10 protein-coding genes are annotated in these 13,813 nt (G+C 53.1%); 6 read left to right on the top strand and 4 right to left on the bottom strand.

Annotation, left to right across the window (positions count from 1 at the left end):
- Positions 1 to 97: 97 nt before the first annotated feature.
- Positions 98 to 1,546 carry a sugar porter family MFS transporter gene (locus AC6I8B_RS20665; RefSeq protein WP_010670306.1) on the bottom strand — a complete coding sequence of 483 codons (1,449 nt, stop codon included), beginning with the start codon at positions 1,544 to 1,546 and terminating at the stop codon, positions 98 to 100.
- 321 nt (positions 1,547 to 1,867) lie between these two features.
- Positions 1,868 to 2,770 carry a LysR family transcriptional regulator gene (locus AC6I8B_RS20660; RefSeq protein WP_497816511.1) on the bottom strand — a complete coding sequence of 301 codons (903 nt, stop codon included), beginning with the start codon at positions 2,768 to 2,770 and terminating at the stop codon, positions 1,868 to 1,870.
- 100 nt (positions 2,771 to 2,870) lie between these two features.
- Here AC6I8B_RS20660 and AC6I8B_RS20655 point away from each other — a divergent pair, with 100 nt between their 5' ends.
- The 5 genes from AC6I8B_RS20655 to AC6I8B_RS20635 all read left to right on the top strand — a co-directional run bounded on the left by AC6I8B_RS20655 (position 2,871) and on the right by AC6I8B_RS20635 (position 6,979).
- Entirely contained in the window at positions 2,871 to 3,938 is a 1,068-nt protein-coding gene (locus AC6I8B_RS20655) for an SDR family oxidoreductase (protein WP_191920321.1), read from the top strand.
- A gap of 88 nt (positions 3,939 to 4,026) precedes the next feature.
- The gene (locus AC6I8B_RS20650) at positions 4,027 to 4,683 is read left to right on the top strand and encodes an SDR family oxidoreductase (RefSeq protein ID WP_191920320.1); all 657 of its coding nucleotides are present in this window, start codon (positions 4,027 to 4,029) and stop codon (positions 4,681 to 4,683) included.
- Between the two features lie 997 nt (positions 4,684 to 5,680).
- A complete protein-coding gene (locus AC6I8B_RS20645) occupies positions 5,681 to 6,172 on the top strand; it encodes an Hcp family type VI secretion system effector (protein ID WP_064690754.1) in 492 nt (163 codons plus the stop codon).
- 10 nt (positions 6,173 to 6,182) lie between these two features.
- Positions 6,183 to 6,551: a DUF2778 domain-containing protein gene (locus AC6I8B_RS20640; RefSeq protein WP_045140134.1), complete on the top strand. Its 369-nt coding sequence runs from the start codon at positions 6,183 to 6,185 to the stop codon at positions 6,549 to 6,551.
- Positions 6,548 to 6,979 carry a Shiga toxin A subunit gene (locus AC6I8B_RS20635; protein ID WP_338401711.1) on the top strand — a complete coding sequence of 144 codons (432 nt, stop codon included), beginning with the start codon at positions 6,548 to 6,550 and terminating at the stop codon, positions 6,977 to 6,979. Before AC6I8B_RS20640 ends, AC6I8B_RS20635 begins: the two co-directional genes overlap by 4 nt.
- Before the next feature lie 153 nt (positions 6,980 to 7,132).
- Here AC6I8B_RS20635 and fumA read toward each other — a convergent pair whose 3' ends face one another.
- Both fumA and AC6I8B_RS20625 read right to left on the bottom strand, forming a co-directional pair.
- Positions 7,133 to 8,779 carry a class I fumarate hydratase FumA gene (gene fumA / locus AC6I8B_RS20630; protein WP_022624760.1) on the bottom strand — a complete coding sequence of 549 codons (1,647 nt, stop codon included), beginning with the start codon at positions 8,777 to 8,779 and terminating at the stop codon, positions 7,133 to 7,135.
- A 156-nt stretch (positions 8,780 to 8,935) separates the two neighbouring features.
- Complete coding sequence (locus AC6I8B_RS20625; RefSeq protein ID WP_010247273.1) at positions 8,936 to 10,444, bottom strand: anion permease; 1,509 nt, start codon at positions 10,442 to 10,444, stop codon at positions 8,936 to 8,938.
- A 588-nt stretch (positions 10,445 to 11,032) separates the two neighbouring features.
- Here AC6I8B_RS20625 and AC6I8B_RS20620 point away from each other — a divergent pair.
- Complete coding sequence (locus AC6I8B_RS20620) at positions 11,033 to 13,813, top strand: flavocytochrome c (protein ID WP_497817744.1); 2,781 nt, start codon at positions 11,033 to 11,035, stop codon at positions 13,811 to 13,813.

Here is a 13,813-nt window from a genome sequence, read left to right as displayed (position 1 = left end):
CAATTTCCTTGAATGTAGGGGGTACAGTGTTAATAGCAATCGGGTAGTCAGCGTAATGACACGGGCCGTGAGTTATTCAATACGGACGTTTCAGGCACTATTTTTTGCCGTTGCCGTTATAAAGCGCATAGAAATAGTGCTCGACCTGCTCAAGACTTCTTCCCCGGGTCTCGGGAATAAACTTCACAACAAAAACAGAACCGCCGATGCCGATAGCCGCGAATATAAAGAAGGCTCCGGCCAGACCAAATGCGGCTAATAACAGCGGGAAGGCCATGGAGATGGCGAAATTGGCGATCCACAGTGAGAAGACAGCGCCACCCATACAGATGCCACGCATCCGGGCGGGGAAGATTTCCGACAGCAGCAGCCAGGTAACGGGTGACAATGCGCCCTGCTGGAAGCAGAGAAACATCAGCATTCCCGCCAGCACCAGATAAGCCCGCAGCAGGTTGACCGTGCCGTTGAGGTATTCCGGCATCAACCAGCAGACCAGCCCGATAAAGAACAGGCAGCAGGTGCAGCCCATCTGTCCGATTAACACCAGCGGACGGCGTCCCACTTTGCCGATTAGCCAGATACCCGCCAGCGTCATCACCACGGAGATCACGCCATTGGCGATGGTGGCGAACAGCGCGGCATCGTTGCTCAGTCCGGCGGCGGTCAGCATGGTGGGGGCGTAATACATAATGGTATTCACCCCGGTCAGCTGCTGGATGGCGGCAATACCCACGCCCAGCAGGAAGATTTTCATCAGCCAGGGTGTGGCGAGATCGCGCAGGCGGCCTTTGCCACGCTGACGGTTCTCTTCAATGGTTTCCTCAATCTCTTCCAGCTCCCACTCGACATCTTCGGCGGCACGGGTTTTTTCCAGGACCTCGCGCGCTGCCTGACTGCGGCCTTTCATTACGTGCCAGCGCGGGGTTTCAGGCATAAAAATCATGCCGATCCAGAGCAGAACAGCAGGGACAATCGACAGCGCCAGCATCCAGCGCCAGGTATTTTCGCCGCCCCAGATATCGTTAAAGGTGGCGTTGGAGATGTACGCCAGCAGCTGACCGCTGACGATCATCAGCTCCTGTAGTGTGACCAGTTGGCCACGTTTGTTGGCGGGGGCGATTTCTGCGATGTAGACCGGCACGGTCGCGGCAGCACCCCCCACGGCAAAGCCCAGGAACAGGCGAGAAGCGATCATCCAGGTGACATCAGGCGCCAGCGCCGAGCCGACAGCGCCAAAAGCGAAGATAAGCGCCAGCGCAATGATAATGCGTCGTCTGCCGAGGCCATCCGCCAGATGACCGGCTGCCAGCGCGCCGAAGGCTGCACCAAACAGCAGGGAGCTGGTGACCAGCCCGGTAGTAAATGGGGTGAGATGCAAATCGCCGCGCATAAACAGTAATGCGCCTGAGACTACACCGGTGTCATAACCAAACAGCAATCCACCCAGGGTGGCGACCAGCGCAATAATCTTCACAAAAGGCTCGGTGCGGGTGGTGCTATTTGGACCGGATGCCGGGTTCGACGAGATATAAAGTTCTTTTTCCATGAATACTCCTGGTAATAACGGCAAAGACAAAACGTCAGAACATGAAGAAGACATCACCCTACTGATATTTTTATTTCGGGTTAAATTATATTTGAAACTTAGTTTTCATTATGTGAGCTCAACCCTTCCGCCATTTTTATTTTGATGGGATTCCATCAGGGCGAAAATAAAAACATTAAATTTAAGCGGGTTATAGGGGGGATCGATAAGCTACCGGCGGTTCAGGCAGGGCAGAACAGGGGGAAATCAGCGTGTAGAAAGATTAAATGATCGCAGTCAGGATGAAACATCCCAACCGCGATAAACAGATAGCAGGGCGGGTTAGCGGATTTCCAGCGCGGTGAGCGCCGATAACAGTGCATCGACCTTAGGCAGGAACTGTTTACGGCGTGGCCACACCACGCTCAGCGTCAGCCCCTCGGGCTGCAACTGCGGCAAAATTATCTCCAGGTCGACCTGTTTCACGGCATGCTGAATCAGCCACGAGGGCATTTGTGCCACGCCCAGCCCGGCGATGACAGCCTGCAGCTGGGCATCAACGTCGCCCAGTGCCAGCCGGTACGGCACCTCGCGCCAGTGCGGCTGACCATCTTCGGTGGTGAACAGCCAGGGTTTGGTGCTGCCATCTACACGCTCATAAAGGATGGCGCGGTGGTTCAGCAGCGCCGCCTCATCTTCAGGTCGTCCTTCACGTGCCAGATAAGCGGGTGAGGCACAGAACTGCATCTGCTCGCGGCCCATATTACGCCAGCCCAGCGAAGCAGGCAGGTCGGGCGCGCCGCCGATCCGTACCGCCACATCCACGCCCTCTTCAAACAGGTCAACAAAGCGGTCAGAGAAACTCAGGCTCAGAGCCAGTTCCGGGTGTTGCTGACAAAAGGGCATCAGCAGCGGCATCACATTGAGGCGGCCATAGGTGGTGGGCACCGCCAGGCGCAGGCGACCGGAAGGAATCGTTCGCTGTGCCGCCAGCACCGCTTCGGCTTCGGCCAGATCCTCCAGAATACGCAGGCAGGTCTGGTAATAGGCGCTGCCCGCGTCGGTGAGGTGCAGGCTCCGTGTGGTGCGCTCCAGCAGTCGCGAACCTAATCGCGTCTCCAGGCGGCTGACGCTTTTACTGATCGCCGACCCGGTCACGTGCAGACGCTCTGCAGCGGCGGTAAAACTGCCACACTCTACGCTGGCAACAAACGGCAGAATATCTTTGAGGCGATGATCGTGCATCGATTAATGAACTCAGGTTGAGAATGCTGTGAATAAATGCCAGAGATAAGAACTGAATTCTCTATTAGGCTTAGCATTACGCAAAACGAGGAGAAATCAAATGAAAAAGCATGCTTTGATTGTGGGCATCAGTGGCGTTATTGGTCGCGGACTGGCAGATAAATTACAGAAAGAAGGCTGGCAGGTCAGCGGTCTGTCACGCGGACGTGGCGCGGTACCTGAAGGTGTCACCAGCCTGACGGCCGATCTGACCGATGCGGATGCCGTCCGGGACGCGCTGAAAACAGTGAAACCGGATGCGCTGTTCTTTAGCGTCTGGGCGCGTCAGGAAAATGAAAAAGAGAATATCCGCGTTAACGGCGGCATGGTGCGGAATGTGATTGAAGCACTCGGCGACCGCTTACAGGGTTCGCACGTGGCGCTGGTGACCGGGCTGAAGCACTACCTGGGTCCGTTTGAAGCTTACGGCAAAGGTGCTGTGCCAGTCACGCCGTTCCGTGAAGAGCAGGGCCGTCAGCCGGTCGATAACTTCTACTACGCGCAGGAAGATGAAGTATTCGCTGGCGCAGAGAAGTATGACTACCGCTGGAGTGTGCATCGCCCGCACACCATCATCGGTTATGCCGTGGGCAATGCGATGAATATGGGGCAGACACTGGCGGTCTACGCGACGCTGTGTAAAGAGAAGGGCTGGCCGTTTATCTTCCCTGGCTCACCCGAGCAGTGGAACGGTGTGGCTGATATGACCGATGCAGGTTTGCTGGCTGAGCAACTGCACTGGGCAGCGACCTCACCCAATGCCGCTAATCAGGATTTCAATGCGGTAAACGGCGATGTGTTCCGCTGGAACTGGATGTGGCCAAAACTGGCTGACTATTTCGGCATTGAAGCAGCGGAATACCCGGCGCAGATGATGCCGCTGGAAGATCGCATGCAGGAAGCCGCCAGTGCATGGCAGGCGATTGCAGAGCAGCATCAGTTGCGTGAATCGGATGTCACCAGACTGGCTTCCTGGTGGCATACCGATGCCGACCTGGGACGTCCGATGGAAGCCTTTACCGATATGAGTAAGAGCCGCAAAGCGGGCTTCACCGGCTATCGCAGCACGCTCGACTCCTTTATTCAGCTGTTTGATAAGCTGAAAGCGGAAAAAGTGATCCCGCAATAACCCAGCAGGCGCCGCATCAGGCGCCTGTTTTGTTTCTGACTGATAGCTATACTCTGGCACTCAATCAGTAAATAGAGGATTGGATCCTATGGCGACATGTTTCATTATCGGCGCAGCGGGCAAAGTGGGCCAAAAGCTGACTCGTCAGCTGAGCAGTAAAGGCCATACAGTGACGGCGCTGCACCGCAAACCGGAACAGGCAGAGACGCTGCAAGCCGCTGGTGCTAAACCGGTGGCTGGCGATATTCAGCAGCTGAGCGTGACGGCACTGGCAGATCTGATGACCGGTCACGATGTGGCTGTCTTCACGGCGGGTGCGGGCGGTGCCGGGATCGAGCTGACCAATGCCATTGACGGAGAAGGGCTGAAGCTGGCGGTTGCCGCAGCAGAGCAGGCGGGGGTATCACGCTTTATGCTGGTTTCCGCTTTCCCGGATGCGGGCCGCGGTAAAACTCCCTCAGAGGGATTTGAGAATTACATGCGGGTGAAGCGTCTGGCGGATGCGGAGCTGGTAGCGAGTAAGCTGGAGTGGGTGATCCTGCGACCGGGTACGCTGACCGATGAAGCCGGTACCGGCCGGGTTCATGCCGATCTGGCGATTCCGTATGGTGAGATCCCGCGCGAAGATGTGGCGGGGACACTGGTCGGCCTGATCGAAAATCCGGCAATTAAGTATCAGATCATCGAACTCACCAAAGGTGATGTGCAGATTGATGTGGCGTTGCAGCGGTTGCAGCGGGGCTAAAAAACCGCCTCAAAAAGTTGGAAACTCAACTTAATCAGACGCAGTTCAGGGAAGAGTCCAGGCTCTTTTCCTGAATTACGTTTTACGGTAGTCAGACATTACCCGGAATAAGAGGGATGGCTAACGTGAAACTGCTGCCCGTTATGGCGTTGGCGCAAGGTTGTTGGTCGCCGAATCTCTGCTCATTATTAGCCTGTTAATCCCACGCCGTTACTCATCAATTATTTATCTGAAAAACAGCCAAATGCCAAATTGAAGGCTGAACGCCGATGATACGCCATGTAGTTATCCCGTCTGAAAATATCGCTCATGAAAATGGCCGGTCATAGGCATTTTACAGCGTGACTGCACCGGTGGCAGCGTTAATCAAAAGAGGGCAATGAGGTAGCTGTATTTTATGTTTGCGGCGAAAAGCGTTAACTCTCTCCGATAATTTACCCCTTCAGTACTGAAGTCATGTCCGAATGTCGTTCAGAAAATCCCGCCACGGCGCGAGTTAATAAATGTCAGTCAAGGCATTTACGCGGCTATCAGCGGCTGATTCACCCGTGCTTCATATCAATCTGCGGTTGCAGATCCAGATCACAAATTATCATTAAAAGCTTCGGGCAGCAGATGTGGTGCAGAGTCCTTAGGGTAAGTGAAACTGCTTTAATAACGCGATAGCTAAAAGATTTTTCGTCACGCTTCAATCCCAGGACTTCATTCTGGAGGAGTCAGATAGAATTAGTTGTGCAGAGAAAGGTCATAGACACTGGGATCCCCACTATAACTCTGAACGCATCAGCCTGCGTCTCAATAGCTTCAGCCCGGTTAAGTTCAGATTACAGTAAAAGAGGGTGTCCTGAGGGCAAAGATAGGATGCGTGAGCAGACCGAAAAGGGAGAAATATATGCGTTTTTATTGATTGCCATTAATTAAATATCATTCAGCATTTCATAATGGGAGTGCAGGCGGAGGATACTATCACTCTTCATATGACAAAGGAGTGTGTTAAATGGCTATACCAGTATATCTGTGGCTTTACGATGAAGAAGGGAAGTTAATAAAAGGCTCTGTCGATGTCACTGAACGCGAAGGAAGCATTGAGGTAACTGGGATGCAGCATAATTTATTTATTCCAACGGACGACACAACAGGTGCAGTGACAGGCACGCGGCAACATGAGGCTTATACTTTTGAAAAAACTATTGATAGCGCATCGCCGCAATTGTATAAAGCGCTAACAACAGGGGAAACGCTAGCAAAAGCGGTGTTCAGCTTTTACCGCATCAATTACAACGGTCAGGAAGAGGAGTATTTCGTAACGAAACTCGAGAATGTGAAGGTTTGTCACGTCGTGACGGTTATGTTCGATACCAAAGACCCGGATTTTGAAAGGCACGGTCACGTAGAGCATGTCGGGCTGCGTTATGAACAAATAGACTGGCATTATACAGACGGCAATATTAAACACACCGATAGCCTGGAAGAGCAGAAAACAGCATAAGGAAATCACAATGGCTAAATGGATTTATAAACAAAGTACGGGTGAGTTATATCGCGATGGCAAGTTAATTGAAACAGGCTACTCTGGTATTCTTACAAACAAAAATAATCCTGACCGCGAGCAGGTTCGTGGTATGGGTCCAATCCCGCGAGGAACCTGGAGAATCGGCAGTGCCGGAACCAGCAAAGGCCCGCTCACAATTACTCTGGTTCCGCTCAGCGTCAACGCTTATGAGCGTGATATGGGTACATTCAGGATGCACGGAGACAAACGCCACGGCATCAGAGGTTTTGCCTCTGCTGGCTGCATAATTATGGGACCATCAACACGCTTACTGGTTAGTAAAGATTACGGCGCAATTCTGGAGGTGGTGCGGTGATTAATCATTATGTGCTGAGTCTGGCCCTGGCCCTGTTACCGTTCGCTGGTTACACAGCAGATACACCTGGCAGTGAATGCGCCGCTCGGGGTCATTATGCGGAGGAGATGCTCTTATCTGCTATAACCAAAGAAGGTGTTAATGGGATTGAGCGAGATAAAACAACAGTTGAAGTGCTAAATCTTTCCCTCGTTTCCGATGCGTTAGCGCATCAGTTTGCGCAGAAAGACGCTAAAACAGGTAAAGGTCTCTTGCTCAAAGATTACTTCGATATTTACCACAGTAACGGCGCAATGAACCTGACGGTTAAATACACCTATACCAATGTGAAAGGCGCAAAAAATGTATATATTGTCTCCAGCATACTAAATAACGATGAGTGCTCTGTCCGATTCAACGGATATTTGACACTTTCCCGTGAGTTCTGAAGGGGGGTAGCCATCCCGGGAAAAGTTGTCAGATAAAAGAGTTGCGAATTTATGTTGAGTTCCCCGACCAACCTTAAACTGATTAGCCGGGGAAATTTTTAAAATCTCCTGCGTCCTGCCTTTCGGAGGCAGTTCGATTAAAGGTCTTATTCGTTACTTAACGCATTTCGCGCAGTGCGCGCGCTCAATGTGCTGGAAGAAGTCGTTACCTTTGTCATCGACCAGGATAAAGGCTGGGAAGTTCTCCACCTCGATTTTCCAGATCGCTTCCATACCCAGCTCGGGATACTCCACGCATTCCAGACTTTTGATGCTCTGCTGCGCCAGCACCGCTGCCGGTCCACCAATGCTGCCGAGATAGAAGCCGCCATGTTTATGACAGGCATCCGTCACCTGCTGGCTGCGATTGCCCTTGGCCAGCATGATCTTACTTCCGCCGTGCGCCTGAAGCAGATCCACGTAGGAATCCATACGACCGGCAGTGGTCGGGCCGAGTGAACCAGAAGCATAACCTTCAGGCGTCTTCGCCGGGCCAGCGTAATAGACCGGATGATCTTTGATGTACTGTGGTAATCCTTCGCCGTTATCGATGCGCTCTTTGAGTTTTGCATGTGCAATATCGCGCGCCACGATAATAGTGCCGGTCAGTGACAGGCGGGTTGAAACCGGATAAGCGGACAGTTGCGCCAGAATCTCTTCCATTGGGCGGTTGAGATCAACCTGCAACGCTTCACCTTCGCCCTGCTGACGCAGTGCTTCCGGGATCAGGCGGCCTGGGTTGGCTTCCAGTTTCTCAATCCAGATACCTTCACGGTTAATCTTCGCTTTGATGTTACGGTCAGCCGAGCAGGAGACGCCCATGCCGATCGGGCAGGAGGCGCCGTGACGTGGCAGACGCACCACGCGGATATCGTGTGCAAAATATTTGCCGCCAAACTGCGCACCCAGACCGAGCTGCTGCGCCGCTTCCAGCAGTTCCTGCTCCAGCTGAACGTCGCGGAACGCCTGACCGTGCTCGTTGCCTTCAGTGGGCAGCCCGTCGTAATAGTGAGTTGAGGCGAGCTTCACGGTTTTCAGTGTGCTTTCTGCCGAGGTGCCGCCAATGACAAACGCAATATGGTAGGGCGGACAGGCCGCGGTGCCGAGGGTACGCATCTTATCTACCAGGTAATTTTTCAGCTTGCCCGGACTCAGCAGCGCTTTGGTTTCCTGATAGAGATAGGTTTTATTGGCGGAACCGCCACCTTTGGCGATACAGAGGAACTTGTACTCATCGCCATCCACGCTGTAGAGGTCGATTTGCGCTGGCAGGTTAGTGCCGGTATTCACCTCTTTATACATATCCAGGGCGGCATTCTGCGAATAGCGCAGGTTATCTTCGATATAGGTGTTGTAGATACCCTGTGACAGCGCAGCTTCATCACCGCCGCCGGTCCAGACGCGCTGGCCCTTTTTGCCCATGATGATCGCGGTGCCGGTATCCTGACAGGTTGGCAGCACGCCTTTGGCGGCAATTTCAGAGTTTCTTAAAAACTGCAGGGCGACATATTTATCATTGTCGCTGGCTTCCGGGTCATCAAGGATGGAGGCGACCTGCTGCTGGTGGGCCGGACGCAGCATAAAAGAGGCGTCGTGAAACGCCTGCTGGCTCAGTAACGTCAGTGCCTGCGGATCGACTTTAAGGATCTCCTGACCCTCAAACTCGGAGACGGAGACATGCTCACGACTCAGCAGATAGTATTCGGTATCTTCGTGGGACAGCGGGAAAGGGTTCTGATAGACAAAAGGCTTGTTCGACATTTTTTCTCACTTAATGACCGGCTGAACCTCCGCGGACAGGCTGCGGGGCGCAACATCATAGGCGAATTAATTGTTTATTATGCTTCCCCACCGCGGGTGCGGTGGGGAAGTGCAGGAATGGTATCTTATAACGCGTTGATCTGCATGTTGTATCCGTCAGAACAACCACACCATCCACGGATAGGCAATCAGCATCATGGAGCCTAAGAAGATGGCACCGAAGATGGTTCCCAGACGCCAGTAGTCTTTGGTAGGCAGATAACCGCTGCCGTAGTAAATCGGGCTTGGGCCGGTGCCGTATGGCGTGATGATGCCCATCACACCCAGAGAGGTACATAACATCAGGCAGAAGACCGGCATATTGATGCCCGGAATGGAGGCTGCAATGGTCAGCATGGCCGGTAACAGCGCGGTGGTGTGTGCGGTGGTACTGGCAAACAGGTAGTGCAGCAGGAAGAAGGCGATTAACAGCACCACGGCCGAAACCTGCGGGTCATAACCCTGCAGCAGCATGCCACCCTCTTTACCTAACCAGGTAATAAAGCCGACGCGGGCCAGACCATCGGCCAGTGCCACCAGGGTGGCGAACCAGGCAAAGGTGTTCCAGGCCGGTTTATTACTGGTGATGTCATTCCAGGTCAGTACGCCGGTCCACAACATCAGAACGACCACCAGCAGCGCCGCCATGGCAGGTTCGATCCACGAGGTGGCGAAAATCCACATCAGCAGTGCACAGACTACAAACACCAGCAGCAGGATTTCATTGCGGGTCAGTCTGCCCAGTTTTTCCAGTTCAGCGATGGCCCATTTCGGCACTTCATCATTGATTTTAACTTCAGGTGGATAGAACCAGTAAGCCAGCAGCGGCATGGTCAGAATCAGCAGCACACCCAGCGGCAGGAAGGCCAGGAACCACATGCCCCATGAGATATCAAAACCGACGATGCTTTTTACCAGTGCCAGTGCCAGCAGGTTAGGTGCCAGCGCAGAGAGGAACATGGAACTGGTAATACAGGCCGCGGTAATCGCTACCCACATCAGATAGGAACCGATTTTTCGGGCGCTCGGGTCGTTAGGTTTAGAGCCGTAAAGCGGCGGCAGGTTGGCGATAATCGGGTAGATGGTACCGCCACTGCGCGCGGTGTTTGACGGCGTAAAGGGCGCAAGAAGCAGATCAGCAAAGGTAATAGCATAACCCAGTGTCAGACTGCGGCGACCCAGATACTTCACCAGAATCAGGGCCAGGCGGCGACCAAACTGCGTTTTGTCATAACCCGCGGCGAACATAAAGGCACCGAAGATCAGCCAGACCGTGGAGTTGCCGAACCCACTGACCGCCCATTTGAACGACTCACTGGCGACTTTGAATTTCGGGTTAGCCAGTTCAGCCGGGCTGAAGAGCAGAAACTGGCTGAACAGCGCGATGACTACCACGCCGGTCAGGCCGATCACCGCGCCTGGCAGGGGTTCAAAGATCAATCCGACAATCACGCCGACGAAGATGGCGAAGAAGTGCCAGGCGTAGGGTTCGAGTCCGGCTGGTGTGGGCACCAGCAACAGCAACACGGCAACGAGCACCGGCAGAGCAAGCATGATAGCTTTCTTTTTACCCGGCGCCGCAGGTGCGACTTTTGGGGGTTCAGTTACAGCTGAGAGTGGTTTCATAGTATTTTATCTGCAAGTTAAGAAGAATGCGATTTGCGCCCCGGACCTTCACTGATGACTTTCTTTCTTATTCTTAATAGTGTGAATAAACCGCGATGCACTGATTTTTTAATCGACTGCTTAGCTATTGAGCTGCATTTTTAAATCCATGTAAATATGATGCGATTTTTGCAAATATAGATTTTGATCCAGAACAAAGAAATTAATTCATTATTCCCCATTTTTAACATTTATTTTTTATTTATATTTACGGCATCGACATTTTGACAGTTCTGTGAAGCTGGTCGACAAATCACCAGCTCACGCAAACTGAATGCCCTGCTTTAACTGCATGATGATAAACGATTTATTTTTTATGTAGACGAATGGTTGATTTTTGGTTACCCATGGTTAACAATTAATATAACTTCACTTTATGCATTCGGCAAATAAAAACTCTAAATCATTTAAAAGTTAAAAAAGTAAATTTATCGCTTATGAAAGCAAAGAAAAGGGTATATTAGTCTCATGACATCGGACCACTTAATTAAGCGATAATTTGCGTCCGCTAAAAAATTTCCAGACTTTTAAATCTTGGAGTTTATCGCAATGAAATCTCTCACCCCTATCCTTAATCCACTGACCCTGCCTAATGGCGCTGTGTTGAAAAACCGACTGGTAATGGCACCGATGACCACCTGTACCGGCTTTTATGACGGTACGGTCACCAGTGAGCTGGTCGAGTACTATCGCGCACGTGCAGGCAGCATCGGAACCGTGATCGTTGAATGCTGCTTCATTGACAACCGTGGCCCGGCATTTCCGGGTGCCATTGCTATCGACAGCGACAACAAAATCCCTGGTCTGAAACGCATTGCGGACGCGATTAAATCTGAAGGCTCTACGGCCATTTTGCAGATCTATCACGGCGGCCGTATGGTGGAACCGGAGCTGATTGGTGGCAAAACGCCGGTTGCGCCAAGCGCCATCGCGGCACCGCGTGAAGGGGCAACCAAACCCCTGGCGCTGAGCGCCGAAGAAGTCGAAACCATGATCACCAAATTTGGTGATGCGGTGAACCGCGCTATCAAGGCCGGTTTCGATGGCGTCGAAATTCATGGTGCTAACACCTACCTGATTCAGCAGTTCTATTCGCCGAACTCTAACCAGCGCGATGACAAGTGGGGCGGCAGCCGCGATAACCGCGCACGCTTCCCGCTGGAAGTGCTGGAAATCACCCACAAGATGGCTGAGCGCTTCGCCCATAACTCTTTCATCATCGGCTATCGCTTCTCGCCGGAAGAGATCGAAGTGCCCGGCATTCGCTTTGACGACACGCTCTATCTGCTGGAAAAACTGGCGGCGCGTGGACTCGATTACGTCCATTTCTCGGTAGGTCAGCTGCTGCGTCCGTCCATTGTCGATACCCAGGACCCGACGCCGCTGATTGAGAAATTCGTCGCGATGCGTTCGCCTGTGCTGGCAAAAGTGCCGGTGATTGGTATGGGCGGCGTCGTCAATAAAGCCGATGCCGAGCTGGCGCTGGAGAAAGGCTACGATCTGGTGGCGATTGGTAAAGCCTGCATCGCTTACCCGAACTGGGCTGACCGCATCATTAATAACGAACACCTCGATCTCTACATCGACAGCAACAAACGCGAAGAGCTGCAGATCCCGGAACCGCTGTGGCGCTTCTCCCTGGTCGATGCGATGATCCGCGACATGAGTGAATCGGGCCGTAAATACAAAGCGGGCGTCTATCAGGAAAAAGTCGAAGCCGAAGCGCTGAAACTGAAAATCAACGTTACGCTGGATACTGACCGTATCACTGACATCTCGCTGGTGCCGGATGACACCCTGGATGTGGACTTCACCACCACCTTTGAAAGCCTGCGTAGCCGCATCCTGGTGGCCAACAGCCCACACGTCGATGCGATTACCGGGGCGACTACCCAGAGTGAGGCGCTAAAAAAAGCGGTTTCACGCGCGCTGACCACCTCCAGCAAAGAGCATGTGATTGAAGAGGGCGGCAACCCTAACGCACCGCAGAATTACGATGTGGTGATTGTGGGCAGCGGCGGCGCCGGTCTTGCGGCGGCGATTCAGGCGCACGATGAAGGTGCGCGCGTGGTCATCATCGAGAAGATGCCGACCATCGGCGGTAACACCATTAAAGCCTCAGTGGGCATGAACGCCGCGGAAACCCGTTTCCAGAAACTCAAAGGCATCGAAGACAGCAAAGAGCTGTTCTACGAGGAGACGCTGAAAGGCGGTCAGTTTAAAAATAATCCGGTGCTGCTACGTGAGTTTGTAGAGCTGGCGCCGGAGGCTATCGAGTGGCTGGCGAATCACGGCATTGAGCTTAACGACATCACCATTACCGGCGGGATGAGCATCGATCGTACCCACCGTCCGGCGGATCGTTCAGCGGTGGGTGGCTTCCTGATCAGCGGTCTGGTTAAAAACATCAACAGCCGCAACATCGAAGTCCTGCTGGAAACCTCAGTCTCAGAAATCCTTTATGAGAACGGTGCGGTAGCGGGTGTGAGAGTGGTCGATGAGTACAACGACAGCCGTATCCTGAACGCGAAAAGCGTGATTGTGGCGACTGGCGGATTCAGTGCGAACCGTGAACTGGTAGTGAAATATCGCCCTGAACTCGATGGCTTTGTCACCACCAACCACAAAGGCGCCACCGGCAGCGGTATTGCCATGCTGGAAAAAATTGGTGCCGGTACCGTGGATATGGGCGAAATCCAGATTCACCCAACGGTTGAACAGACCACCTCTTATCTGGTCTCCGAATCCATTCGTGGCGGCGGTGCTATCCTGGTCAGTCAGGCGGGTGAGCGCTTCTACAACGAAATGGAAACCCGCGATAAAGTCTCGGCGCAGATTATCGCCTTGCCAGAGAAGAGTGCCTGGATTGTGTTTGACGAGCAGGTGCGGATGAATAACAAAGCGGCTGACGAATATATCGCCAAAGGCTTTGTGGTCAGCGCGCCAACCGTGGCAGAACTGGCGGTGAAACTCAACATGAGTGAGCATCATACGCTGGAAGCCACGCTGGCCCGTTACAACAACTTCGTTATCATGCAGAAAGATGAAGACTTCGGTCGTCAGACCGCGCTGCGTCATCCTCTGAGTGAAGCACCGTTCTACGCGATTCGTGTTGCACCGGGCGTACACCACACCATGGGCGGCGTCACCATCGACACCACCACTGCGGTGCTGGACAGCCAGAAACAGGTGATTAACGGCGCCTGGGCCTGTGGCGAGGTCGTTGGTGGCATCCACGGTGCTAACCGTATCGGCGGTAACGCAGTCGCCGATATCATTATCTTCGGCATTCTGGCCGGTGGTAACGCCGCCGCTTACGCCCGACGTTAA

It is taken from the genome of Pantoea sp. X-Soil-ISGK-285 (genome assembly GCF_059730815.1).
Note: the sequence above shows the minus strand (reverse complement) of the source record. Positions and strands in the feature narration are given on the sequence as shown.